Origin of the sequence: Pseudovibrio ascidiaceicola (assembly GCF_900114245.1) — a bacterium.
Taxonomy (GTDB): Bacteria; Pseudomonadota; Alphaproteobacteria; order Rhizobiales; family Stappiaceae; genus Pseudovibrio; species Pseudovibrio ascidiaceicola.
The window spans coordinates 305,680-329,455 of sequence record NZ_FOSK01000002.1; the positions used below are offsets into that span (position 1 = coordinate 305,680).

A 23,776-nucleotide genomic window follows, 5' to 3' on the forward strand; every position below is an offset into this window, starting at 1 on the left:
CTACTCCTTCCCTGCTGCTGGCTGCTTCACAGGCAAATACTGCTGCAGCTCAAGCTGTGTTGCCGCGAGAGCACCGCGTCCAGATTCGACCAGCGCTTTTGCTGTATCAGCCCGTTTTTGAACATCTTCTGGATTGTGAAGCAGGTTTTCGATCTGATCGGCTAACTCACCTGTATTGTGTACCAGAAGAACGCCTTCTTCCTTTGAGAAGTGACGATAGATCCATGCAAAATTCTGAGTGTGCACACCAGATAGGATCGCGCAGCCCACTTGAGCCGGTTCAAGGAGGTTGTGCCCACCGATTGGCCTCAGAGAGCCGCCCATAAACACAATCGGTGCAACACGATAGAACAAGCCTAACTCGCCAAGCGTGTCAGCTATATAAATGTCGGTCGCGTTGGTAATAGCTTCGCCTCGAGAGCGCTGAGTGCACACAAGGCCCATCTGCTCCAGCTCGTCGCGGATTTCTTGTGCCCGAACAGGGTGTCTTGGAACGATAATCGTCAGCAAACGATCAAACTTGTGCTTGAGCTCTTGGTGAGCCTTGGCAATCTCAACTTCTTCCTCTGGGTGCGTGCTGGCTGCAAGCCATCGTGGGCGACCTTCGAGCTGATCTTTAAAGTCAGCGAGTTCTGCCGGGTCACACTCAGGGATATTGCCGTCAAACTTGATATTGCCCGTAGGCCTGACGCGGATTGCACCCAATTGCTTGAACCGGGCCGCATCGTCATCTGATTGGGCGAGCACGCAATCAACGGTTCCAAAGACTGAATGGGCAAAGGAGGGAACACGGTTCCAATTTGAAAAGGAGCCTTCTGACATGCGCCCGTTGACGATGATCAGAGGGATCTGACGCTTTTCAAGCTCGTGGAATGTTGCGGGCCAGATTTCTGATTCAACTGTGATTGCCAGACAAGGTGACCAGTGGTTCAGAAATCTCTTGATGTTGCCGCGCGTATCATAAGGAACAAACTGATGGATCACGCCCTCTGGCGCGGAGGCTTCCACCACCTGCGCAGATGTCAGCGTCGCGGTTGTCAGCAAAACTTTGGAACCACCGTCAACGACCTGCTTGGCAAGTGGCAGGACGGCATTGGCCTCTCCTACACTTGCTGCATGGATCCAGATCAGGTTTCCAGATGGCCGCTCTTTGGAAGCGACACCAAACCGTTCCCCCTTGCGGTTCTGATCTTCTTTGCCCTGACGGGCGCGCAACTTGTACAAGCCAACAAGGAGCGGCGCGGCCAGGCGGCCAAGACCTTGATAGACTCTGAAGATCACTGAACTCATGGGACCCAGTTCTGCCAGTGTTTGTTATTTGCCTGATTTGGCGATTGCGTAAGCTTTGTCAGTTATTTCGTTCATGCTGTTTTCCAGACGCTGACGAATTTCCTCGACCTGTTCATCGCTTGCATCAGCCGGCACCGGAATAGGTTTACCAAAGCATAACCCAATATGGCTGAACGGCAAATTGATGGATGCCTTATCCCAAGTATCAAGGTCATAATGACGGCTGGTTGCCATTGCTACGGGCAGGAGTGGCCGACCGGAGTGCTTGGCCAGCTGTACAATGCCTTTGCCAGCCTTACGCGCAGGGCCTTTTGGCACGTCTGCTGTCATGGAGACTGTGGCGCCTGCTTTGAGTACGCGCACAGCTTCAATAAAGCCGCGCATGCCTCCACGTTTCTTAATTTGGTTAGAGCGCTGCGCACCAGCGGCCCGGATCGTACCGAGCCCCAGTTTTGATGCGCAAACCGCTTGCATCTCGCCGTCTGCACTGCGGGAAATCATAACCCTGATATCCCAATGCTTCGGACAAGCAAAGGGCAACATGAAATGCTGACCGTGCCACATGGACGCGATGAATGGTGCACCCTCCTCATGTTCCTCATAAACCTCTGGAGGATCAATGGTGAGTTTACTGCTCTTGTAAACAAAGAGCAGATAATACGCCATGGCAGTGCCCGCTAGCTTCATGACAAGCGGGTGTTTGCCTAGTTTTTTCAACATTTCACAAGCCCATTTGAGTTCGGGCAGAATTCCCGGGAGGCGCAGTACTTACTTGGTTTCTGCGCCCGGATCAAGCAGGCGGTGCATGTGTACAATAAAGTAACGCATCAATGCGTTATCAACGGTACCTTGCGCCTTTGCTTTCCACGCGACATGTGCCTCAGCGTAGTTCGGGTAGATGCCTACAATGTCCAGATCCTTAAGATCTTTAAAGCGAACATTGCTGATATCTTCTAATTCACCACCAAACACGAGGTGAAGTAGCTGTTGGTTTTCTTCTTGAGCACTCATAGTGTTCGCTCACCTTCTTCACAGAGAGTCCGACCGGAAACCGATAAGGATTAATCCTCTACGGATATTCCCTGAAGCCTTTTAAACAATTTGGCAGAAGATGCCACTAGTCCGGGGTGATTTGTTCTAGTTTTATTGTAGTAGAGGGGCGATCCAGACAAGTCTACCAACTGCCCACCAGCCTCACTGATGATTAAATCCGCTGCGGCAAGGTCCCAATCGCGGGCTCTTGCACGAGCCAGACCTGCATCCAATTTCCCACAGGCAACCAGTGCAAAACGGTAGGCAAGTGAACCCAGATAGGGACTAAAACGAATCTGCTCGCTTTTTACGCCTTCTTTTTCAAGGAAGCTGACGGGTCCTGCGATGTAGGCTCCGGTGACAGACGGACGGTCTGAAACCACAATCTTTTCCTGATTGAGATGACTGCCCCCTCCCTTTACGGAGGTGTAAAGCTCATCACGCACCGGGCAAAAAATCACCCCGACTGTCGGGCGACCATTTTTGACCACGGCCAGTGACAGGCACCATTCATCGCGCCCATTCAAGAACGCTCGTGTTCCATCAATAGGGTCGATGATAAAAACTGTCTCATGGTCCTTGCGGACGAGATCATCTTCCGTTTCTTCCGAAAGCCAACCGTAGTCGGGGCGAGCTTCACGCAGTTTGGAGGCCAGAAACTGATCGACTTCGATGTCGGCGACAGACACCGGCGAGTCGCCTTCTTTGGTCCAGTTTTTTGGTGAGTTCCCAAAATAAGAAAGGGCGATCTTGCCACCCTCCAGAGCTGCTGAAACCAGCAGCTCCAAATCTTCCTGCAGGCTATGTTTGTTAGCTTCCGGCAATCGTCAGTCCTTCGATAACCACTGTTGGTGTGGCCACTGCATATCGTTCGTCCAGGTCAGATGCCGGTGTCAGGTTCAGGAACATGTCCTTGAGGTTCCCTGCAATGGTGATTTCGCTCACTGGATAGGCAATTTCGCCGTTTTCCACCCAGTAGCCAGAGGCTCCTCGGGAGTAGTCACCTGTTACACCGTTTGCACCGTGACCAATCAAATCCGTTACCAGAAGACCTTCGCCGATATCTCTTAAGATTTCTTCCGGTGTTTTCTCACCTGCCTGAAGCGTCAGGTTGGTTGCGCTTGGGGAGGTGGAGGACCCAGACCGGCGTGCTCGGCCATTTGAGATCAAGCCAAGCTCACGCGCTGCGTATCCGTCAAGGAACCAATGACCCAGAATACCGTCCTCGATCATATTAAGGTATTCAGCTCCGGTTCCTTCCGCATCAAAAGGAGCGGTCCCGCCACCGCGCGCCTTGAACGGATCATCGGAGATGGTGATGCCTTTACCGAAGACCTGTTGCCCCATTTTATCTTTCAGGAAGCTGGTTCCACGGGCGATGGCTGCTCCGTTGATCGCGCCTGCAAAGTGACCAAGCAGGGAGCGCGCTGTGCGTGGTTCATAAACCACCGGCGCCTTACGGGTTTCCAGCTGGCGTGGATTGAGGCGGCGCACGGTGCGCTCTGCTGCAATCCGGCCCACTTCTTCCGCAGACATCAGATCATCCCAATAGGTGCGGGAATCGAATTCGTAATCACGCTCCATGCCAGTGCCTTCGCCAGAGATGGCCGTCATGGAAAAGCCTGAACGGGAACGCTGATAGGCTCCAACAAAACCGTGGCTTGTCGCCAGCACGATGCCAGAAAGCCCCCAGCTTGCGCCAGCACCACCTGATTTGGAGACGCCCTCAACTGCGAGAGCCGCAGCTTCTGCTTCGAGCGCGGTTCTGGTCAGTTCCTCAGCATTCACCTCACGTGGATCTATCAGATCCAGCTGAGGGATGTCTTTCAGGAGACGCTCAGGTTCAGCAAGGCCAGCGTATGGATCTTCGGGTGTAACCTTTGCCATTTCAACGGCACGGGCAGCAAGCTCAGCAGGATCATCACTTGCATTGGAAGAAATGCTGGCAACCTGCTTGCCGACAAATACGCGGAGTGTAACGTCGTTGCCTTCTGCGCGATCGGTGTTTTCAACCTTGCCTTCGCGCACGGAAACAGACAGTGACATGCCCGTAACTGCGATTGCGTCTGCTGCATCGGCGCCGGCTGCTTTTGCAGCTTCCACCAAGCTCACTGCCTGCTCTTCAAGCTTTGAATTGGCAATTGCGTCAGACATTCGCATGGACCTCCTGTTATCTTGCTCTTCGTGTTTAGGGCGTGCCTGTCTTAAGAGCAAGCACACCTGCCAATAATCGCGGGGCTGTACGCAGAAATTGCAGCAACTTGCCAAGTATGGCTTGGCGTATAAATGAGCCCACTTAAAGATAGTTAGAATTTTATCAAGTTCGGAAGAGGTTCGCTAAGCCTCTTTAAAAACAGAGTTTTTTAACCATTCGAGTTAAGAACTTACGCAGATTCTACCCTGTAATTTTCCTCTAGTTTGAAAAGAAGATGAATTGAAACCTCCACACCTGTGGAGGGAGGGGCAGTTCCGTGATCAACTACAAATCGCAGTTTTTGGGCCTTGCGAGCAACGACAACCACATTAATCGTGTGAGTGTCTCGCTGCCGTTTCGTATGCAAGCGGACCTCCCAGATGATCTTCTTGAAACACCGGGCGTTAACAGATCCGATATTCGCATTGATCCAGACAAGGTGCTTATACGCCGTGAGATGGGTGGTCTTCCGCTGACCTTAACGGTTCCGCTTGGGTCTTACTCTGGTGTTGGTGCCAGAGCGACAGTCAATGAGATTAGTGATGAGCTTGAGTATCAGGTCATTTTACTGCATCGCGATCATGCCTTGAGCATTCCGCTTTATACCAGCACAGATATGGAGCTGACGGCGGATTACTGGGAAGCCTGGTCAGATATTTTGGCACTACCGCTGCTCATGATTGATAGCGATGGCACCTCAAAGTTGGCCCGTCTTGGACTTAACACTTGCTCTAAAGGTGAGGCGCTGCCACGCAGAAAGCTTCGTGCCTTGACTGGACGACGTCCGCGTTTTCTTGTTGGCCGCGAAACAGGCAAGCCAACACGACTGCAGAAGATTTTCGCCAGCTCCCGCCGTTTCACATCTTTGCGGCGTTGAAACTCTTAGAGCCTGTTGTGTTCATTTCCATTCACATAACATGCTCTCAGCCTTTATTTTCACGCGTGTTTTTATCTGAAAACCGAAACCACTCTTCAAGAACACGCTCTAAAGGTAATAGGTCGCGAGGCCGTCCAGCACCAATCCGATAAACAGGATCAAGCCGAAGGTTGAGTTGGACTTGAAGAGCTGAAGGCACTGGTCGCCATCGTCAATGTCCAATACACGGATCTGGTTCAGCAGGTGAAACGCACCAAGCGCCAATCCGGCAAATGCAAGTGGGCCACTGCCTGCAGCAATGAAGGCGCCTGCAAACAGAACAACTGTTGCGCCATAAAGAATGACCAGAGCCTGACGGGTTTTTTCACCAAACAACCGCGCTGTTGAGCGTACGCCGACCAAAGCATCGTCCTCTTTATCCTGATGGGCGTAGATGGTGTCGTAGCCGATTGTCCAGAGGATGCCACCGCAATACAACAGAACTGGCGCCAGTGACAGGCTGCCAAATACAGCTGCCCATCCCATCAGCGCCCCCCAAGAAAACGCCAGACCAAGCACGAACTGTGGCCAGTCAGTGATGCGTTTCATGAATGGGTAGGCAGCAACAATTGCCAGAGAGGATATGCCCAGGACTATGGTGAAGGTGTTGAACTGCAGCAATACCACCAACCCGGCGAGCGCCTGTAACGCCATAAAGATTTTGGCTTGTTTGCTGGAGACCTGACCAGAGGGGATTGGGCGAGAGCGTGTGCGTTCGACCTTATCGTCAATATCTTTATCGACGATGTCGTTGTAGGTGCACCCTGCCCCACGCATTGCCACTGCGCCAATAAACATCAGCACTGCGTACCAGATGTTTGGAATGGCAGCTCCTGCCGCATTGGATGCAAGGGCTAACGACCACAAACACGGCCACATAAGCAGGTACCAGCCGATTGGCCGCTCCCACCTTGCAAGACGGGCAAAGGGACGAAGGCCTGGTGGCAAGCGCGTATCAACCCAATGACGCTTTACTGCATCTGCAACTGGACCAGTGTCTTTGGTATTGAACATTGCCACCTCACCGTATTCTTAGAGTCTGTCTGCATTCTCTTGCATTTTTGCAGCCAGATCCAATTTGGCTCTAAAAGCTGAGAGGAAATTCCTCTTCGTAGTGAATTGTCTTTTCCAACAGATCAACACTTTGCGTCAAGAAGCCAAATTCCTCGAAGAACTGTTTTCTGGTCTTTCGCTCCGGTCTCTTCAACGAAACTTCCATTTTAACGACAGACTTTTGTGCCAGATCATCCTCCAATGCTTGCAGCACAGGAGGTAACAGCCGCTCAATCCCTTCCATTGGAGCGAGCGCTACCTGCTCAATGAACCCGACTTTGCCGCCGGCCCGTACGCTATACCGATAGCTTACGAGCACAAACCCGAGGCTTTTTCCCGTGCTCCTGATCAACCATGCTTGCCCTGCACTTGGGTCAACCAGCAACCTGCGGGCAGTTTCTTCCAATGAGCGAACCGGCTCTGAAAGGGTGTCTTGCTCGCCCCATTTTGCCAGCAGCTCGAAGAATTCATTCATAAACAGTGGTGTAACCAGCAACAGTTCGACTGATGGACGGGGCATTTTGGTCTCTCCAGAGCTGTTGTTCGTTTACTGTGAGCCATACTCATGCTACAGGCTGCATCACATCCTAGACGCACAACTGGGGAACCTGTTCCCTTCTTATTTTCAGGGTCTACTTCAATGAATATTCTGCTGATCGGTTCTGGCGGGCGTGAACATGCGCTGGCATGGTCTCTGGCGAAATCTCCGGTGCTGAACGAACTGTTTGTTGCCCCGGGCAATGCAGGCATCGAGCAATTTGCCAAGTGTATTGCACTGGACCCGACTGATCATCGCAGTGTTATCGAGTTCTGCCGCCTCCACGACATCAATTTTGTTGTAATTGGCCCGGAAGCTCCACTGGTTGATGGCCTGTCTGACAGTCTTACTCATGCTGGTTTGCGTGTGTTTGGTCCTTCTTCTGCTGCTGCTCAGCTGGAAGGGTCAAAAGGCTTCACCAAGGACATGTGCTCCCGCGCAAACGTGCCAACCGCTGCATATGGCCGGTTTGATAATGCCGAGGCTGCCAAGTCCTACATTCGTGAGCAAGGCGCTCCGATCGTGGTGAAAGCAGATGGCCTTGCTGCTGGCAAGGGCGTCATCATGGCCATGAACGAGCAGGAAGCGCTCGATGCAGTCGACAGCTGCTTTGACGGTGCCTTCGGTGATGCCGGTGCAGAAGTGGTTGTTGAAGAGTTTCTTGAAGGTGAAGAAGCCAGCTTCTTTGTTCTGTCAGACGGTAAGAATGCTCTCCCGCTGGCGACAGCACAGGATCATAAACGAGCCTTCGATGGCGATGAAGGTCCGAACACCGGCGGCATGGGTGCTTACTCCCCTGCCCCTGTGATGACCGAGGAGATGATGGACCGGGTGATGAGAGAAATCATTCACCCAACCATTGCAGACATGAAAGCGCAAGGTTGCCCGTTCAAAGGCGTGCTTTATGCGGGTCTGATGATCACCAAGGACGGTCCGAAGCTGATTGAGTATAACGTGCGCTTTGGCGACCCGGAATGTCAGGTTCTGATGATGCGCCTCAAGACCGATCTACTGCCGATTCTGCTTGGCTGCGCTGAGGGGACACTGGATCTGGTAGATGCAGAATGGCACACAGATCCTGCTATCACTGTTGTGATGGCAACCAAGGGCTATCCGGGTTCCTATGAGAAACTGAGCGAGATTAAAGGCCTGACTGAAGCCGCAGCTGACCCGGACGTGGAGATTTTCCATGCGGGTACGGTTTCTGCTGATGACAAATTGCTTTCAAATGGCGGGCGTGTTCTGAACATCACAGCGCGGGCGGCGACAGTTTCCCAAGCGCGTGAAAAAGCATATGCGGCCGTTGAGAAGATCAACTGGCCGGGTGGGTTCTACCGCAAAGATATCGGCTGGCGCGCTGTTGAGCGTGAGCAGCAGGACTAAGCGGTTCTTTACCCAATAACCTGAGTTCACAGAGAGCGGCTTTTCGAGCCGCTCTTTTTTGTGTCGACTGAAGTCATTGCCAAAAAAAATCCTCCGAAGCGAACTTCGGAGGAGTTAAATTTATCTACACTTTCAGTCGGACAACGACAGCCTGTGCCCAACCAACAGATCAAATTGATAAACTACCACAAACAACTGCACGAGGCGAAAAGTTGCCATGCAGGAGCTAAAGTGCAACCTCTAGCGACTTTGATTATGCATAAATGCACAACTCATAACAATGGGGGATTTTCCCTGATGCCTTAAAGTTGCAGAGGCCTAGGGCGAAAGCAACTGAAAGGTCATGGCACGGGCTACGGCATGCGTACGGTTCGTCACTCGCAGCTTTTTGCAGGCTCTTTTGATGTGATGTTCTACGGTTTTCTCTGAGAGATTCAGGATGTGGGCGATCTCTTTATTTGCCCTCCCCGCCGTCAACCACAGCAGACATTCATGCTCTCTCGGCGTGAACCCGAAAAACTCACTCAGGGTTTCAGGTTCTTGCGCGTAGGTATGGAAAAGCTGCACTGCACCTTTCAGGATCGGATACTTCGCCGTCATCTGTGCATCAAAGCCGAGTTGTGTCCGTTCACAGGAGGCAAAGCTGGCGCCGCCAACCAAATGCTTATTGGAGCAGTCCACCGGGATGGTCACACCGAACTTCAGACCTGCAGAGCGGACATCATGGAAGAAGCCTTCATCAATTTTCCCGGTTGGTCTGACGGTGTAATCGGTCCAGAGCTGATCCGCTTTCTTACCGCTGAGCAGGTGATCCATACCAGGATCTTTGAAGTAGTAATGATGGCTGTTGTAATGATCGACCCAATCATCTGCGTGATTTGACAAGCAAATCGGCTGCCGGTCTTCTACGCGGCCCTCGATTTTGGGAACGATGATGTAGGCGCCCTTTTCAAACCCCAGCTTTTCAGCAAAACTGGTCAGCTCTTCCCAGCGGCTTTGCAGGGACGAACAGTTCCATAGATCTTGAGAAAATTGCAGTAGGTTTCGATCAAAGCCTGCCGGATAACCCATGGAATAGTTCATCATTTACACCGCAAGATTGGAGCCTTGCTTCATATCAACCAGCCAAGCTGTGTGCTTAACTGCCACCAAATCAATTGATATGTTTGCCCCAGTGCCCATCTATTGTTTATCTATGTTCGTCATTCATGATTATCACGTTATTTCTCTCGGTTTTCAATTGGAAAGCAAGCGAGAGCACCTATATTTTTAATGAGAGTTATTAAAGGATCAGGCTTTCAATGAGCACTCCCAAGATTGGCCTTGCCCTCGGTGGCGGAGGCGCCCGTGGTCTCTCCCATATCCCGGTTTTGCAAGCTCTTGATGACATGGGCATCACACCTCATGCCATTACCGGCACCTCCATCGGCGCTTTGATTGGTGCAGGATATGCAGGTGGCGTGAGCGGAGACGAGCTTGAGGCGTATACTCTTGAAACACTTGGCGAGTGGAAGAAGGTGCTCAGCAAGCTGGTTGAAGTGAGTATGCCCAAACGCTTTGCGGATCTGCTTGGTGGTAAGTCCAGCATTGGTCAGTTTGATTCCAAACGCGTGCTTGAAGTCTTTGTGGGGGATGTGCTGAAGAACGATTTTTCCGAGCTTTCCATCCCGTTTCAGGCCATTGCCGCGGATTACTACAAGGCAGAGGAAGTTCGGTTTTCAGAGGGTAATCTGGTGGATGCGGTCTCAGCCAGTATCGCTATTCCGTTTGTCTTCCGGCCTGTGCACCTGAACGATACCGTTCTTATTGATGGCGGCGTTGTAAACCCGCTGCCCTTTGATGTGCTGCCCAGCGATTGTGACATCGTGATTGCAGTGGATGTTGTGGGCACACCCAAACGAGATGAAAAACGCGGGTTTCCCAGTGCAACGGAAAGCGTGTTTGGGGCGACCCAGATCCTCATGCAGACCATTTCTCAGGAAAAGTTGAAGATACGCGCACCTGATCTTTCAATATTCCCAAACATTAAGCAATATCAAGTGCTTGATTTTTTGAAGGCGCGAGAAATATTGGAGGATAGCGCCGGGCTTCGTGATGAGGTAAAGGTTGAACTTGACCAAAAGATCGAGAACTACCTAATCTCTTGATAAGAAGAATAGAAAGAAGTGGAGTCTGGGTTGTCTATTCTGGACCCTGAGTGGCAAACACCGATTGCTGAAGGCAGAAAACTTCCTCCAGAAGTCCCGGTTGCGGTGACGCTGAATGGAGAAGGCTTTGCTGTGTTTATGGCCACGCCCAGAGACCTGGAAGACTTTGCCGTTGGCTTTGCAATCAGCGAGTCGATTGTATCCTCCATCAGTGATGTGCATTCAATCAACCTGAATGAACACGGCGAGGAAGGCATCAGCGTCAATCTGGATATTGACGATGAGTTGTTCTTCACTGCTTTGAAGCGCAAGCGCCTGCTGACTGGCACGTCTGGCTGCGGCCTGTGCGGTCTTGATAGCATTCGTGCCGCCTTACGCGCCCTCACCCCGCTTTCCCAGCAACCTGCTCCGAAAACCAAGAGCATTGGGGCGATGTTTGAAGCGATGCAATCCAAGCAAACGCTCAATGGCATTTATGGCGGCGGCTTGCATGCAGCTGCAGTGTGTTGTGGTGACAAGCTACTGGCGGTGCGCGAAGATATTGGCCGACACAACGCCATGGACAAAGCGCTTGGTGCTGGTGTGCGCAGTGGTGAACCGGTTGATCTGGTCATCACAACAAGCCGGTGCAGTTCTGATCTGGTGCAAAAAGCCGTCAGTGCCCGCGTGGGAACGCTTGCCGTGATGGCGACGCCCAGCGATCTGGCTGTCAAGCTAGCACAAGAGAATTGTTTAAATCTGTTTAGTTGCAACCGTGGATACAGCTTCACACGCTACAGCTAGCGACTCATCAAGTTCGTGGGCGTTTTAAGAGCCTGAGGAGTCCGGCGTGTCCGACACTATTATTGCAAAGAAATCAACAGCTCCCGCTGGTGGCTGGGGTGCCGTGTGGAGCTGTGGTCAGGCTCTGTTGCAAAACACGTCGCTTACTTCAGGAATCCAGACAGTTTTGAAAACCAACCAGCCTGACGGTTTTATTGGTCCGGGCTGTGCGTGGGTTGACCCTGAAAAGGCCTCGTCCATCGAATTTTGTGAAAACGGCGTCAAAGCCGTGGCCGCCGAGATGACAGATAAGAGGGTTACAGACTCTTTCTTTCAGGAATACACGGTTTCTGAGCTGCAGACTTTCTCTGACATTGACCTTGAGGATCAGGGCCGTCTGTCTGCGCCACTGCGCTACAACAGAATAACGGACCGCTATAACGAGATTAGTTGGGCTGAGGCTTTCAAGGAGATTGGTGCAGAACTGCGGGGCATCAAAGATCCCAAAGAGGTCGTGTTTTACACTTCCGGTCACGCGAGCAACGAGGCCGCCTTCCTTTACCAGTTGTTTGGGCGTGTTTATGGCTCCACAAACTTCCCGTCCAGCTCCAACATGTGCCACGAAGCCAGCGGAATTGCGCTTGAAGAAGCGATTGGCAGCGGTTTAGCTACTGTTCGTCTGGAAGACTTCTCCAAAGCGGATGCCATCTTTGTTTTTGGCCACAATCCGGGCGCGACTGATCCACGTATGTTGCCGGTGTTACGCGCAGCCACTCAGCGCGGCGCACATGTGGTCTCCTTTAACCCGCTTAAAGAGCGCGGACTGGAGCGCTACGCAGACCCCAAGAACCAGCTGGAGATGATGCGGTTTGGTTCCGCGCCTGTTGCGAGCCATTTTTTCACCCCGAAGCTGGGCGGTGACATGGCGGCTGTACGCGGCATGGTGAAGACCATTCTGGCGTGGGACTATGAGCGCATACTCACCCATAGCCATATTGACCGGGTGTTTATTGAAGAGAACTGCAACGGGTTTGAGAGCTATGAGAAAGCGCTTGAACTGACGCCTTGGAAGGAGATTGAGGACCAGTCTGGCCTCTCCCGCGACGAGATTGAAAGAGCTGCTGCGATTTATGTGCAGGCAGATCGCCCGATCATCACGTGGGGCACAGGGATCAGCCAGCACAAACACTCTGTTGCAACAATCCGCGAGATGATGAACTTGCTGTTTATTCGCGGAAACGTTGGCAAGCGGGGGGCTGGAGCTTGCCCTATGCCGGGCCATGCGAACACGCAGGGTATTCGCCGTATGGGCATTACCTCTGACCCTTCTGAGGAATTTCTGACCTCTTTGCAGCAAGCCTTTGAGTTTGAACCGCCGATGGATGCCGGTGTTGATGCCGTTGAGTCCATCAAGATGATGAATGAAGGCAAGCTGCGGGTCTTCATGAGCCTTGGAGGCAATTTTACCCGCTCTGCGCCGGACACAAACCTGACAGAAGAAGCCATACGCAAATGTCGCCTGACGGTGAGCATAGCAACCAAGCTGAACCGCAGTCATCTGATGACAGGTGCCCTCTCCTATATTCTGCCTAGTTTGGGCCGCACTGAATACGACGACCAGCGTTCTGGTGAGCAGATGGTCACCGTGGAGGATTCACTCTCCAGAATCCATGGATCTACTGGAGTAAATCCGCCAGCCTCTGATCTTTTGATGTCAGAACCTGCGATTATTGCCGGACTGGCCAGAGCGACCGTTGGCAACAAGGTGGTCAACTGGACGCATTACATTGAGAATTATGATCGCATTCGGGAAAAGATTGAGGAAGTGCTGCCTGAGTTTGCCGGATTTAATGGTCAGGTGCGTACCCCGGGCGGATTTTATCTGAGTAACCCAATTGCTGACCGCAGATGGGCAACAAAGTCCGGCAAAGCGGAGTTCTCCGGCTACTCCCTTCCACTTGCGACCTCAGCACAGCAAACCTCCAGAGCCCCCAAGCTCACGTTCACGCTGCAGAGCTTGCGCTCCAACGATCAGTTCAACACCACCGTTTACACACTAAACGACCGTTACCGAGGAATCTCTGGCGGACGCAAAGTGGTGTTCATGAACCCGATCGACATGCGACGGGCGGGTGTTTCCAAGGGTGAAAAGGTTGATATCGGAACGGTGAGCGAAGATGGACGCAATCGGCGTGCTCTCGATTTTCAGGTGGTGCCCTACGACATGCCACAGGGCTGCATCGCCTCTTACTTCCCGGAGGTGAATGTCCTCGTACCAGTTTACTCCGTAGGCGACCAATCCGGCACCCCAACGAGCAAGGCTATTCCCGTGTCACTGTCTAAGTCTCGCAGGCGTTCTTGATTTCGCTGTTTTGAGAGAGGCACAAGATGCAGGATGGAAGAGTGGTTTCATCTTGAAAGAAACTGCCTGACATTGGAGTTTACTGGCACCAGCTTTAATTTTTGGGTGCCAAGTGTACAACTATGTCGATGCTCGTCACCTGATACCCGTCTGGGGGATCGGCAAACTTGGCGAGTGATAGCTTTTGATCAGGGCAATCCATAATGCGATTTTCAGTGGGAACATAGAAATGGCGATGATCGCCAATATCCGTGTCATACCACACCTTATCTGCTGAGACTGCAATGCGCCGGATGAGATTATGCTGCTCAAAATCGCGTAGTGCGTTGTAGATTGTGGCAAGAGACAGGTGCTTGCCGTTTGCCAGAAGCTCTGAATACAGCATGGCAGCGTCTATATGCCGATGACCACCAGAAAATAAGTGCTCTGCAATGAGGCACCTTTGCTTTGTGAAACGCAATCCAGCACTTCGAAATTTAGTAGGTAAGTCAATTGAGGTATCTGCAGCTGTATTTGTCGACATAAGATGCCTTCCTTGATGGTGTGCGCAAAGTCGGGCTTATTCCGTCCTCAACAGTCGAAGTCTTCGAGCTGAGTTTCACTAGAGACAAACTTATTGCAATTAAGAAGCATTCGCAACTAGAAATCAAAACTTCAAATACAGCAGGTGGCGTCGAGGGACGAACGATCAGAATCCCTCGCTTAGCGGTCCCATCGAGGACTGAGACAATTCGTTCAGATGATGTCGCTACTCAGATAAAGTTTACTAGGTGGCTGAAAGCCTCATCCCGTAGCTACCAGTCACAAAACACGATCATGTGAAAATAATTTATATGTAGTCAGAATATTTCCATAGTTAAATAAATAAACTCCGGTAGGGGAAAGGCTCTATTTCTTCAGCTTGGAGTTTATGTTGGGCTTCTGTTGCATTTAACTTTATGTCCCCCACGTCGAATTAGTTTCACAAGAAGGATAATGATTTGCGTAGTTTGTTTCTGGCCTCAGCTCTAATACTTGGAAGTTTGTATCCCGCCATGGCTCAAGATATTATCAAGGTCAACACCAATAAGGCAGTGCAAGAGACTATGGATGCACTGGAGGCTACTGCTCAAAAGGCAGGGGCAACAATATTTGCTCGTGTTGATCATGCAGCGGGAGCCGAAAAAGTTGGCATGTCCATTCCAGCGAACCAGTTACTGATTTTCGGTAATCCGGCTCTTGGCACACCTGCGATGGAGATCGATCCGCGGGCAGGTCTATTCCTACCACTCAAAGTGCAGGTCTATGAAGATTCCGAGGGTCAGGTCTGGTTGGCTTATGAGGATCCGAAAGAAACAATGAAGGATCTGGATGATGTCGATAAGTCCCCAGTAATCGAGAAAATGCGCGGTGTTTTGGCGAAGCTGACCTCCAAGGCTGCCAAATAGTCGAGACTTCACGTCAAAAACTTTAATCTAATCCAGGGTCTGTAGAACGACCCTGGATATGTAAAAATGGCCATCTACGTCGAACCTATAAGTACTTGTTGTTTCAGTGACTGCTGATAGCGAACACGATCAGAACCGACTGGTGTTTCTCCAAAGCATACTGGCAAGAACCAACTCCAGCTTACCCGAACTGAGCCTGCTTGTAGTTTAGGATGTCAGTACCACCTCCCCTAATCATCTTCCTAAAGGATGTTCAGTTGACGCTCTCCGCTGTCGCAAATGAGGACGGAGCCTCCCTGATCGCATTCCATCATCTTTTTGGCCAATGCCAGAACTCCATAAAGGTTTGCACCTGTTGAGCCGCCGCGTTTGCGCAGGATTAAACTTTTCAGCCATCGCGACATCTCTAAAGACTGCATCCCCTCTTCCTTCCCAAAAGGGGAACATGCTTGAGACCGTGACACTCTCAATATTCCGGGACCAAAAGAGGTGATGTTGACAAATCGCCTTATGTACATAAAGTATAGTTACTATATTTAAATCATAAAGGAAAAATTATGTCGTTTAATTCGTTGCAAGATATAATCACCGTCATTCGCAGGTTCGCATTGGTCTGTGTTGCCTCGTTGGCTTTCGCGAGTATTGTCTCGGCAGAGCCATTTCAAGAGGTGACTATTGGCGTGCCTGTGCCTTCATTGGCAGAAGCAGAGGTGTGGTATACGAATTTTCTTGGCCCAGACACTGAAGTAATCAGACCAGTTCCCGGCATCGTGGAGTTCAAGGTTGCGCCGGGAGTTTGGCTTCAAATCTTTGAAGCGGATGACGCACAATCAAGTGGCACCATCCTTCGTTTTCTAGTGGAGGAGATGGCAGCTGCTCAAAAAGTACGATCTGAGTTGAATATCGACACTGGTGAAGCAGTCGAAATACCAGAGGTCGTTACCTATTCGGAGTTTGCCGATCCTTCTGGCAATGCTTTAGGTTTCTATGATCTGCCTTGATGGTGCAGACGACGACCATATTGTCGTCGGTTCGAGATCCACACAGTCTGTGACCAGTTGGAACAGACTGTCTTACCTGACAAGCACGCTAGATACCGTCGATTTCGGCGAAGTCGATGAGCTTGTGCATGTAGGGTAAGAGATCCAGATTTTTACTGGCCACCCAGTCATCATTGTAAAGGGTGTCCAGATACCGCTCTCCGCTGTCGCAGATGAGAGTGACGATGGAGTCTTCCTGGTCGTTTTCCATCATCTCCTTGGCCAATGCGAGAGCTCCATACAGATTTGTACCTGTTGAGCCGCCACACTTGCGCAGGATCACGCCTTCCAGCCATCTGATTGTCGCGATGCTCGCCGCATCTGGTATGTCGATCATTCTGTCTATGACATCCGGCATGAAGGATGGTTCCACTCTCGGTCTGCCGATCCCCTCAATCAGCGAAGGTTTGTTCCTGACGATGCTTTTGTCTCTGTTTCGATAGTACTCATGAAACACCGAATTTTCAGGATCGACCACACAGAGCTGTGTTTTGGAGTAGTCCTCAGTATGGAGCCGGATGTATCGGCCAAGGGTTGCCGTAGTTCCGCCTGTTCCAGCGCTCATGACTATCCATTTGGGTGCCGGGAAGCGTTCTAACTCCATCTGGGAGAACAGGCTTTGCGCGATATTGTTGTTGCCGCGCCAATCGGTTGCGCGCTCCGCGTAGGTGAATTGATCCACATAATGACCACCCAGTGCTTTCGCCAGTCGCGCCGCTTCCTTGTAGATCTGATAGGGCTCAACCAAATGCACCTCACCGCCCAGCGCTTCGATCTCTCTTATCTTGCCTGTTGCAGTTGCCTTGGGAGCGATTGCGACGAAAGGATTTCCGATCAGCCGTGCAAAATACGCTTCTGAGATCGCCGTTGAGCCTGACGAGGATTCTACAATTGGTGTTCCCTCCCGGATCCAGCCGTTGCAGATGCCGTACAAGATGAGTGAGCGTGCCAACCTGTGTTTGAGACTTCCGCTTGGGTGGGTGCTTTCGTCTTTCAGGTAAAGATCAATCCCTGCCCTTGTGAGTTTGGGAATGTTCAGTTTGATGAGGTGGGTATCTGCCGAGCGATTGTAGTCCGCCTCAATGTTCTGGATCGCCTGCAGCGCCCATGCTCTGCCTGAGGGATTTCTGTGATTGGTATGGCTGTTAAACTCCAGCATGGACCTACCTGATCTGCCGTTACCACGGTGCCCTGCTTGTGACGCACCTCTTCGGCCCGATTATATCGGCTGCACGACTAATGGCATGGGCTGATCGTTGCCGTACGAAACAGAGAGTAAAGCTGCTGGTGAAAATGAGAGAGTTTCAGAAAGAACTCACAGCTGCACGGATTTAGCCGTGACTGGCTTTGGAAGCACGGTACTGGGCTCTGTAGTCAGAGGGTGTCAGGCCGAAGTGTTTTTTGAAGATGTTGGTGAAGGACGAGGCGTTCTCGTAGCCAACCTGGAAGGCGATGGCGGCGATGGAGTGATCGGATGATCTGAGTAATGTGAGCGCTTTATCCAGACGCATCTCCAGCTGGAGTTGTTTCGGGGATTTGCCGTAGGAGGCTTTGAGTTTCTTTTGCAGGCTGCTGACCGAGAAGCCGCCCTCTTTCGCGATATCCGAGATCTTGTTGTGAGTGGGCAGTTGCTCTTTTACGCTCTGCAATCGCTTTGTGACTGTGCGTTGATTGAGGAAGTCAGTCGTCCGACCTGTTGCCAGTTCAAGCGCTGTGTTCAGGATGGAGGCAGTGCCGTTTTCGTCTACCACAAACGTGTCTGCGAGTGAGGCGACGAAGTTGAGGTACTTTAGTGCGAGTGGTGAAAGTTCCTGGTGGCAGTCGTTTGCGTGTCGGAAGAATTGAGAGATGGCTGCTCTGTCGCTGACATCGATGATCAGGAAGCGGCTGCCGGAGGTTGTTTCGCTGTCATGCAGGGTTTCTGGTGCGATGAGACCGACGGAGCCGACTGTGAGTTCCTTGAAGTGGCCGCCTATTTCAATCTGCATTTCGCCCTTTAACGGAACAACAGCCTGCGCGAACGCATGGTGGTGTCCGAGTTCCAGCCGGTCATATTCACGGATGACAGCTTGATAGGGCATGACTTAGTTCCAAATCTCCATTCATAGTCCATAGGCTTGTTAAGAGGACTGCTCGCTCAGGGATACAGTGCCCACTCGAAAATCTCAAAAAGAAAATCTATTTCCTATTTTGCCTAATTCTAATATGCAGGAAATGGGGCAGGATCTGGTCGGTCTCGTTGGAACCTCCAGCGATGTGATGGCCCCAATCTTCAAGCGGAATTTTTAATGCTACAGAACCAAACAGCTGGCAAGGTCAGCGCTGCGACTTCCATCGGGAGTATCTCCATTGTGCTATGGGGCACGCTTGCTGTGCTGACCAAGCTGACAGGCGATCAGTTTCCGCCGTTTCAGCTGCTGGCCATGACGTTTACGGTGGCGACGCTCACACTCTCCGGCAAACTATTGACGGGCAAGGCTGATGTGCGTTCCGCCTTCAAACTACCTCTCACCGGATGGCTGCTTGGTGTTGGCGGATTGTTTGGTTTCCATGCCCTGTACTTCGTTGCTTTGCAGAATGCGCCTGCTGTTGAAGCGGGACTGATCGCCTACATCTGGCCGTTGCTCATTGTATTGTTCTCTGCCTTGCTGCCGGGAGAAACCATCACAAAATGGCATGTTGGCGGCGCTCTTGTCGCGCTGGCTGGATATTGGGTTTTGCTGGGCTGGGACAGTTCTGCAGGCAATCTGCAATGGGAGTATGTTGTTGGCTATGTGGCGGCGGCTGGTTGTGCATTGATCTGGTCCAGCTATTCCGTTTTAAGCCGACTGATCAAGAACACCTCTTCTGATGCGGTGATCGGCTATTGTGCTTTAACTGCTGTGTTTGGGTGGCTCGCACACTTTCTCTGGGAGACCACCGCCGTCCCTCAAGACCTCACCCAAATCATCGCTGTGATTGGTCTAGGGTTGGGACCAGTGGGCATTGCCTTTTACACTTGGGACTTTGGCGTGAAGCACGGCAACGTACAACTGCTCGGTGTCCTCGCCTATGGTGCGCCTTTGATCTCGACACTTCTGCTGATTGTATTTGGCGAAGGCACCCTTGCAGTAAACATCGTGATCGCAGCACTGGCAATTGCAGGCGGGTCCTTGATTGCGGCGAAAAGTGCAAGTAAATATTGAGGCCAATTTTCGCTGCATTTCTGGCTCTATTATTCTCCACTACTCGAATCGCAAGGTTTTTCAATAGGATATTTTATGAGCAATAATAGTATTAAGTTTTATCAGGATAATGCCAGCGAATACGCGACGCACAAGAGCCAGCCTAACTCCATGCTGTTTCCATTCCTCAAGCAGTGCAAAGCAGGCGGACGGATTTTGGAACTTGGAACAGGTGCGGGTGTTGACGCCCAAGCCATTCTTGAAGCAGGCTTTGAGCTTGATGCAACTGATGGCTCATCAGAGTTGGCAGCTCTGGCGACACAACGCCTTGGTCAGGAGGTCAAGGTGATGATGTTTGGTGATCTAGCTGCAATCAATACCTATGACGGTGTATATGCCTGCGCCTCGCTTACACATGCCTTGAGAGAGGATCTGCCGTCTATCTGTGAGAAGATCTATAGCGCTTTAATCCTAGGAGGTTTGGTCTGGGCCAGCTTTAAAGTGGGCACTCATGACGGCACCGACCGCTTCGGCCGCTACTACAACTACATATCAAAGGATGAGTTGGATACTTATTGGAAACAAGCGGGTCCATGGTCTTCTATCGCCTATGAGAGTTGGGAGGGCAGCGGGTTTGACAAAGTACCGACCAGCTGGGTTGCTATCACTGCAACCAAATAACTGCTGAAGCACAATCGTTGTTGAGTTGCGGTTCGGTTAAGCTGTCGGGGGACCATGGAGACTTTTCAAACCATAGCGCCAAATGTGAGGCCAGTTGGGCGACTTTCTGACGCCGACGAGCACGGAATGCTACCCGTCATTGGTCAAGCCCCAGAAGAACCATTGCTAAGTGAGTTAGCTAATGTTGCAGAGGAACTTCAAGCCCAATTGGGCGAACAGTTTCACAGTCTGGCAGTTCGCGGCTCAGCCTCTCGGCAAACCTTTGTCAAAGGCGTGTCTGATATAGACTTGATCATCTTTGCACAAAGCTCAGAAGTTCCAAATCTATTCCCAAGCCATTGGATCACTCAGACATCAGAAATCGACTTGGAATGGATCAAGCCTGAAGATTTTCTGTTTTCCTCTAAGTATCGTTGGTTGAGGTTTTCACTCAGTTTTTCCGGATATTGTTTTGGTCCTCAGAGTATTCTGAGTAAGCTGCCTGCCCCATCTCTTGGACCGCACGCGATCGCCCATCTTCATGGAGCCCACAAATGGGCTACATCATGGAAGATTTTTTTCAGCGAAGCTCAAACTGATGCTGAACGTAAACGCGTATGCAGCTGGTTGATGAAGCGAATTGTTCGTTCGCTTTTTGAAGCAGAAATGTTGGTGTTGAATGTTTACTCCCGAGACATTTTTCCATGCGCGAACGTCGCTTCCTCTGCCTTTCCGCAGTACTCATCGATGATTTGGCAGGCCGCAGAACTTGCAATAGCTCCGTCATCAGAGTTTCAAAAAATCTCTGAGGTTGCCGAGACTTTGCTTCCGTTCCTGCTCAAGTTGCAGTCAGAGCAAAGATTGAGATGCCTCAATCCCGTTTCCCCTGAAAGAACGCTTTGAGCATTGTGGCTGAGTCTGTTTCGGCGAGGCCGGAGTAGACGTCGGGGGTGTGGTGGCAGGTTGGGGAGGAGTAGAAGCGGACGCCGTGGTCTACGCCGCCGCCTTTGGCATCCCCTGCCCCATAATAGAGTCTGCGGATGCGGGCGAAGGAAATGGCAGCGGCACACATTGGGCATGGTTCCAGCGTCACGTAAAGATCGCAACCTTCCAACCGCTGAGAACTGAGCTTCTTTCCGGCTTCGCGAATGGCCAGCACTTCTGCGTGGGCGGTGGGGTCATTCAGCTCCAGTGTGCGGTTGCCCGCAGAGGATAAGACACTTCCATCTTTCACCACAACACAGCCAATGGGGACTTCGCCGCGCATTTCTGCTGCGCGCGCTTGCTCCAATGCCAGATCCATAAAAGTAGAGTTCAATGTGGGCGTCTTCATAGGGGCCAAGCTAGTGCGTATTGGTGAAAAGTGGAAGCAGGTTTTGGATAAAGACATGCAAAACAAGAGATAAAGCGGTTCAACAACAGCTGGCCCTATGCCTAATGCAGCTGTTCTGGTCGCACAAGCTGCCATCATTTGTGAAAGTGTCAGGAGTGTCTGAGCCAACAAAATCATAAAAAAATTCCAGAGTCTGCTTTTGCCCCTTTGCCAACTGGCGCCGCTTAGGGTATGACCGGGTTAGGTCACGCCCGCGTTTTGAATGCATCCACGCGTCGTGCTCCGATTTCTTTTTATGAGTGAATTCTTATCGTCTGGTTCTATGCAATCAAACGGAATGCACTCTAGAGCACGTCGCGTTCATTAGCATTCACGCATCGTGCTCTGACATCTTTGGTGAGCGAATTCTTCTCGTTTGATTGAATCCAATCAAACGGAACGCGCTCTAACGACATTCGAATATTGTGTGGCATCTGGCAGACTGCTGGGCAGCCAAGGCGGTGACGCCTATGCGAGCTCATCCAGTGTATCTGATCAGAGTGTAGAAAGTTAAAGGCCCCGGTTCGCCGGGCAAGAGCCAATGAAAAACAGCGGTAAAAAACCATCTAGCTCCCCCCGCAAATCTGGCGAGCAGACCAAAAAATCCTCCGGCGACAAAAAACCAAAAGAAACAGCGACCGTTGCAGGTGAACGCATTGCTAAAGCAATGGCACGTGCAGGTCTATGTTCTCGCCGTGATGCAGAAACATGGATTGAAGCTGGCCGTGTCAGCGTCAACGGCACCGTGCTGGAAACACCAGCTTTTACCGTTACCCAGAAAGACAAGGTTGTCGTTGATGGCAAACCTCTGCCAACCCGTGAGCGGACGCGCCTTTGGCTCTTCCATAAACCACGTGGCACGGTAACCACCAATAAAGACCCTGAGGGTCGTAAAACTGTTTTCGATATTCTGCCTGCTGACATGCCACGCGTTGTGACTGTTGGCCGCCTGGACATCAACACTGAAGGTTTGCTGCTGCTGACCAATGACGGTGGCCTTTCCCGCGTGATTGAATTGCCTGCAACTGGCTGGCTGCGCCGCTACCGCGTGCGCGCCTACGGTAAGGTGACTCAAGAGCAGCTGGATGCCCTGAAAGATGGCGTTGCCATTGACGGTGTTCTGTATGGCGCTATTGAAGCGACACTGGACACTGAAAAGGGCGACAACGTTTGGCTGACCATTGGCCTGCGTGAAGGCAAGAACCGCGAAGTTAAGCGCATTCTTGAGCATCTTGACCTTTCTGTGAACCGCTTGATCCGTATTTCCTTTGGTCCGTTCCAGCTGGGCGACCTTGGTGACGGTGAGCTGCAGGAAATCCGTGGCCGCGTGCTGCGCGATCAGCTGGGTGAACGCCTTGTATCTGAAGCTGACCTGGACTTTGACGCTCCTATCGTCAACCAGATGGATACCCGGACCAGCAAGCAAGCTGAGTTGAAGAAGAAAAAGAAATCTTCCGGTGGTGCCGGCGGTGGCTGGATCAGCGCAAAAGATGCTGCTGCTGTGCTTGCAAAGAATAAGAGCAAACCGCTGCGCCATGGCAGTGACAAGAGAGATGGTGACGGCGAGCGCTCTGAGCAGAACCCATTTGGTGACCGCAAGCGCGTTGGTGTGAAACCAACCTTTGGCGATCGCAAACCTTCTGAAGACCGTGGTGAGCGTAAATCATTCGGTGACCGCGATCGCGGTGATCGTAAGCCATTCGGCGATCGTGATCGCGGCGAGCGCAAGTCATTTGGTGACCGTGATCGTGGTGAACGCAAGTCATTTGGTGATCGTGACCGCGGCGACCGCAAATCATTCGGCGATCGTGACCGTCAGGCTGGGCCTTCCCGCTTTGGCAGCAACGAGCGTGGTGGTTACAGCAAGCCGCGCCGCGTGTTCAGCGCAGACGGCAGCGTAGATACATACACTCCAAGTTTTGACGAGGACGAAGGCAGAAGCGCTGCTAAGCGTAAGCCGGAAGAGCGTCGTTTTGGCACCCGCACCAAGCGCGGTGATTTCGATCTGGCTCATGGCGGTACAAAACGTTCAGCTGAGGCAGATGCTCCAAAACGTGACGGTCGTCGTGATGGTGGCTTTAACCCAGCAGACAACGCAGGTTATTCTGGCGATACCGGCCCAACACCGGGTGAGCGCCGCTTCTCCAACCGTCGTTCACGCGATGATGGACCTTCTGATGAAAAGCGTGGTGGCTTCAATAAGGGACCACGCGGCGATAAGCGCGAAGGTGGTCGTGACGGTGGTCGCGATGGTGATAAGCGCGGCTTCAGCAAAGGTTCTCGTGACGGCGGTCGTGATGGCGAAAAGCGCGGCTTCAGCAAAGGCCCTCGTGAAGGTGGCCGTGACGGCGAAAAGCGCGGCTTCAGCAAAGGCCCTCGTGAGGGTGGCCGTGATGGCGAAAAGCGCGGTTTCAGCAAAGGCCCTCGTGAAGGTGG

24 protein-coding genes are annotated in these 23,776 nt (G+C 51.8%); 11 read left to right on the top strand and 13 right to left on the bottom strand.

Features of this window, described 5'->3' with window-relative positions:
* The 5 genes from BM231_RS05635 to BM231_RS05655 are packed head-to-tail and all read right to left on the bottom strand — an operon-like array spanning position 1 to position 4,476.
* Positions 1-1,290 carry a 3-deoxy-D-manno-octulosonic acid transferase gene (locus tag BM231_RS05635; RefSeq protein WP_093517480.1) on the bottom strand — a complete coding sequence of 430 codons (1,290 nt, stop codon included), beginning with the start codon at positions 1,288-1,290 and terminating at the stop codon, positions 1-3.
* A gap of 24 nt (positions 1,291-1,314) precedes the next feature.
* A complete protein-coding gene (locus BM231_RS05640; RefSeq protein ID WP_093517482.1) occupies positions 1,315-2,010 on the bottom strand; it encodes a lysophospholipid acyltransferase family protein in 696 nt (231 codons plus the stop codon).
* 48 nt (positions 2,011-2,058) lie between these two features.
* Positions 2,059-2,301 carry a DUF4170 domain-containing protein gene (locus BM231_RS05645; RefSeq protein WP_057462263.1) on the bottom strand — a complete coding sequence of 81 codons (243 nt, stop codon included), beginning with the start codon at positions 2,299-2,301 and terminating at the stop codon, positions 2,059-2,061.
* A 50-nt stretch (positions 2,302-2,351) separates the two neighbouring features.
* Positions 2,352-3,146, bottom strand: coding sequence for a 3'(2'),5'-bisphosphate nucleotidase CysQ (locus BM231_RS05650; RefSeq protein ID WP_093517484.1), 795 nt, complete (start codon positions 3,144-3,146; stop codon positions 2,352-2,354).
* On the bottom strand, positions 3,133-4,476 hold the full coding sequence (locus tag BM231_RS05655) for a TldD/PmbA family protein (RefSeq protein ID WP_093517487.1): 1,344 nt from the start codon (positions 4,474-4,476) through the stop codon (positions 3,133-3,135). The genes BM231_RS05650 and BM231_RS05655 overlap by 14 nt, the downstream gene beginning before the upstream one ends.
* 317 nt (positions 4,477-4,793) lie before the next feature.
* Between BM231_RS05655 and BM231_RS05660 the strand changes: the two genes are divergently transcribed.
* Positions 4,794-5,393: a DUF6101 family protein gene (locus tag BM231_RS05660; protein WP_063298798.1), complete on the top strand. Its 600-nt coding sequence runs from the start codon at positions 4,794-4,796 to the stop codon at positions 5,391-5,393.
* A 108-nt stretch (positions 5,394-5,501) separates the two neighbouring features.
* On the opposite strand, the gene ubiA is transcribed toward BM231_RS05660, so the two are convergent.
* On the bottom strand, positions 5,502-6,446 hold the full coding sequence (gene ubiA, locus BM231_RS05665; RefSeq protein WP_063298797.1) for a 4-hydroxybenzoate octaprenyltransferase: 945 nt from the start codon (positions 6,444-6,446) through the stop codon (positions 5,502-5,504).
* A 70-nt stretch (positions 6,447-6,516) separates the two neighbouring features.
* On the bottom strand, positions 6,517-7,005 hold the full coding sequence (locus BM231_RS05670; protein ID WP_063295488.1) for a hypothetical protein: 489 nt from the start codon (positions 7,003-7,005) through the stop codon (positions 6,517-6,519).
* A 120-nt stretch (positions 7,006-7,125) separates the two neighbouring features.
* On the opposite strand from BM231_RS05670, the gene purD reads away from it, so the two are divergent.
* Positions 7,126-8,406 (top strand): phosphoribosylamine--glycine ligase, encoded by a 1,281-nt coding sequence (purD, locus tag BM231_RS05675; protein ID WP_063309874.1) that lies wholly within the window; start codon positions 7,126-7,128, stop codon positions 8,404-8,406.
* Between the two features lie 318 nt (positions 8,407-8,724).
* Here purD and BM231_RS05680 read toward each other — a convergent pair whose 3' ends face one another.
* Complete coding sequence (locus tag BM231_RS05680) at positions 8,725-9,492, bottom strand: helix-turn-helix transcriptional regulator (protein WP_208860111.1); 768 nt, start codon at positions 9,490-9,492, stop codon at positions 8,725-8,727.
* Positions 9,493-9,707: 215 nt separating this feature from the next.
* On the opposite strand from BM231_RS05680, the gene BM231_RS05685 reads away from it, so the two are divergent.
* The 3 genes from BM231_RS05685 to BM231_RS05695 are packed head-to-tail and all read left to right on the top strand — an operon-like array spanning position 9,708 to position 13,677.
* Positions 9,708-10,553 carry a patatin-like phospholipase family protein gene (locus BM231_RS05685; protein WP_093517489.1) on the top strand — a complete coding sequence of 282 codons (846 nt, stop codon included), beginning with the start codon at positions 9,708-9,710 and terminating at the stop codon, positions 10,551-10,553.
* Positions 10,554-10,583: 30 nt separating this feature from the next.
* Positions 10,584-11,336, top strand: a complete 753-nt coding sequence (gene fdhD / locus BM231_RS05690) for a formate dehydrogenase accessory sulfurtransferase FdhD (protein WP_093517873.1) — start codon at positions 10,584-10,586, stop codon at positions 11,334-11,336.
* Between the two features lie 46 nt (positions 11,337-11,382).
* On the top strand, positions 11,383-13,677 hold the full coding sequence (locus tag BM231_RS05695; RefSeq protein ID WP_093517490.1) for an FdhF/YdeP family oxidoreductase: 2,295 nt from the start codon (positions 11,383-11,385) through the stop codon (positions 13,675-13,677).
* A gap of 94 nt (positions 13,678-13,771) precedes the next feature.
* Here the strand turns inward: BM231_RS05695 and BM231_RS05700 are convergent, their stop codons facing one another.
* Positions 13,772-14,200 (bottom strand): Fur family transcriptional regulator, encoded by a 429-nt coding sequence (locus tag BM231_RS05700; RefSeq protein ID WP_093517492.1) that lies wholly within the window; start codon positions 14,198-14,200, stop codon positions 13,772-13,774.
* 511 nt (positions 14,201-14,711) lie between these two features.
* Here BM231_RS05700 and BM231_RS05705 point away from each other — a divergent pair.
* Positions 14,712-15,104 carry a DUF302 domain-containing protein gene (locus BM231_RS05705; protein WP_093517494.1) on the top strand — a complete coding sequence of 131 codons (393 nt, stop codon included), beginning with the start codon at positions 14,712-14,714 and terminating at the stop codon, positions 15,102-15,104.
* Positions 15,105-15,346: 242 nt separating this feature from the next.
* On the opposite strand, the gene BM231_RS26840 is transcribed toward BM231_RS05705, so the two are convergent.
* A complete protein-coding gene (locus tag BM231_RS26840) occupies positions 15,347-15,523 on the bottom strand; it encodes a hypothetical protein (protein ID WP_208860112.1) in 177 nt (58 codons plus the stop codon).
* 138 nt (positions 15,524-15,661) lie between these two features.
* On the opposite strand from BM231_RS26840, the gene BM231_RS05710 reads away from it, so the two are divergent.
* Positions 15,662-16,105 (top strand): VOC family protein, encoded by a 444-nt coding sequence (locus tag BM231_RS05710; protein ID WP_093517496.1) that lies wholly within the window; start codon positions 15,662-15,664, stop codon positions 16,103-16,105.
* An 88-nt stretch (positions 16,106-16,193) separates the two neighbouring features.
* Here BM231_RS05710 and BM231_RS05715 read toward each other — a convergent pair whose 3' ends face one another.
* Both BM231_RS05715 and BM231_RS05720 read right to left on the bottom strand, forming a co-directional pair.
* The gene (locus BM231_RS05715) at positions 16,194-17,303 is read right to left on the bottom strand and encodes a PLP-dependent cysteine synthase family protein (RefSeq protein ID WP_093517498.1); all 1,110 of its coding nucleotides are present in this window, start codon (positions 17,301-17,303) and stop codon (positions 16,194-16,196) included.
* A gap of 172 nt (positions 17,304-17,475) precedes the next feature.
* The gene (locus tag BM231_RS05720) at positions 17,476-18,225 is read right to left on the bottom strand and encodes a helix-turn-helix domain-containing protein (RefSeq protein WP_093517500.1); all 750 of its coding nucleotides are present in this window, start codon (positions 18,223-18,225) and stop codon (positions 17,476-17,478) included.
* A gap of 207 nt (positions 18,226-18,432) precedes the next feature.
* Here BM231_RS05720 and yddG point away from each other — a divergent pair, with 207 nt between their 5' ends.
* The 3 genes from yddG (at position 18,433) to BM231_RS05735 (ending at position 20,871) form a co-directional block, all read left to right on the top strand.
* Complete coding sequence (gene yddG / locus BM231_RS05725; RefSeq protein ID WP_093517502.1) at positions 18,433-19,329, top strand: aromatic amino acid exporter YddG; 897 nt, start codon at positions 18,433-18,435, stop codon at positions 19,327-19,329.
* A 75-nt stretch (positions 19,330-19,404) separates the two neighbouring features.
* Positions 19,405-19,989 (top strand): class I SAM-dependent DNA methyltransferase, encoded by a 585-nt coding sequence (locus BM231_RS05730; RefSeq protein WP_093517504.1) that lies wholly within the window; start codon positions 19,405-19,407, stop codon positions 19,987-19,989.
* A gap of 126 nt (positions 19,990-20,115) precedes the next feature.
* Positions 20,116-20,871, top strand: a complete 756-nt coding sequence (locus tag BM231_RS05735) for a hypothetical protein (protein ID WP_139226335.1) — start codon at positions 20,116-20,118, stop codon at positions 20,869-20,871.
* Here BM231_RS05735 and BM231_RS05740 read toward each other — a convergent pair.
* Positions 20,840-21,271 carry a nucleoside deaminase gene (locus BM231_RS05740; RefSeq protein WP_093517508.1) on the bottom strand — a complete coding sequence of 144 codons (432 nt, stop codon included), beginning with the start codon at positions 21,269-21,271 and terminating at the stop codon, positions 20,840-20,842. The genes BM231_RS05735 and BM231_RS05740 overlap by 32 nt on opposite strands.
* A 610-nt stretch (positions 21,272-21,881) precedes the next feature.
* Between BM231_RS05740 and BM231_RS05745 the strand changes: the two genes are divergently transcribed.
* The coding region (locus tag BM231_RS05745; protein ID WP_093517875.1) for a pseudouridine synthase at positions 21,882-23,776 on the top strand (1,895 nt) is incomplete at its 3' end.

Excerpts from the sequence above, each read along its gene's own strand:
- BM231_RS05645 (WP_057462263.1), bottom strand. The coding sequence starts at position 2,301 with ATGAGTGCTCAAGAAGAAAACCAACAGCTACTTCACCTCGTGTTTGGT.
- BM231_RS05635 (WP_093517480.1), bottom strand. The coding sequence starts at position 1,290 with ATGAGTTCAGTGATCTTCAGAGTCTATCAAGGTCTTGGCCGCCTGGCC.
- purD (WP_063309874.1), top strand. The coding sequence starts at position 7,126 with ATGAATATTCTGCTGATCGGTTCTGGCGGGCGTGAACATGCGCTGGCA.
- BM231_RS05680 (WP_208860111.1), bottom strand. The coding sequence starts at position 9,492 with ATGATGAACTATTCCATGGGTTATCCGGCAGGCTTTGATCGAAACCTA.
- BM231_RS05640 (WP_093517482.1), bottom strand. The coding sequence starts at position 2,010 with ATGTTGAAAAAACTAGGCAAACACCCGCTTGTCATGAAGCTAGCGGGC.
- BM231_RS05705 (WP_093517494.1), top strand. The coding sequence starts at position 14,712 with ATGGCTCAAGATATTATCAAGGTCAACACCAATAAGGCAGTGCAAGAG.
- BM231_RS05735 (WP_139226335.1), top strand. The coding sequence starts at position 20,116 with ATGCTACCCGTCATTGGTCAAGCCCCAGAAGAACCATTGCTAAGTGAG.
- BM231_RS05700 (WP_093517492.1), bottom strand. The coding sequence starts at position 14,200 with ATGTCGACAAATACAGCTGCAGATACCTCAATTGACTTACCTACTAAA.
- BM231_RS05720 (WP_093517500.1), bottom strand. The coding sequence starts at position 18,225 with ATGCCCTATCAAGCTGTCATCCGTGAATATGACCGGCTGGAACTCGGA.
- BM231_RS26840 (WP_208860112.1), bottom strand. The coding sequence starts at position 15,523 with ATGCAGTCTTTAGAGATGTCGCGATGGCTGAAAAGTTTAATCCTGCGC.
- BM231_RS05670 (WP_063295488.1), bottom strand. The coding sequence starts at position 7,005 with ATGCCCCGTCCATCAGTCGAACTGTTGCTGGTTACACCACTGTTTATG.
- ubiA (WP_063298797.1), bottom strand. The coding sequence starts at position 6,446 with ATGTTCAATACCAAAGACACTGGTCCAGTTGCAGATGCAGTAAAGCGT.
- BM231_RS05740 (WP_093517508.1), bottom strand. The coding sequence starts at position 21,271 with ATGGATCTGGCATTGGAGCAAGCGCGCGCAGCAGAAATGCGCGGCGAA.
- yddG (WP_093517502.1), top strand. The coding sequence starts at position 18,433 with ATGCTACAGAACCAAACAGCTGGCAAGGTCAGCGCTGCGACTTCCATC.
- BM231_RS05685 (WP_093517489.1), top strand. The coding sequence starts at position 9,708 with ATGAGCACTCCCAAGATTGGCCTTGCCCTCGGTGGCGGAGGCGCCCGT.
- BM231_RS05655 (WP_093517487.1), bottom strand. The coding sequence starts at position 4,476 with ATGTCTGACGCAATTGCCAATTCAAAGCTTGAAGAGCAGGCAGTGAGC.
- BM231_RS05710 (WP_093517496.1), top strand. The coding sequence starts at position 15,662 with ATGTCGTTTAATTCGTTGCAAGATATAATCACCGTCATTCGCAGGTTC.
- BM231_RS05715 (WP_093517498.1), bottom strand. The coding sequence starts at position 17,303 with ATGCTGGAGTTTAACAGCCATACCAATCACAGAAATCCCTCAGGCAGA.
- BM231_RS05730 (WP_093517504.1), top strand. The coding sequence starts at position 19,405 with ATGAGCAATAATAGTATTAAGTTTTATCAGGATAATGCCAGCGAATAC.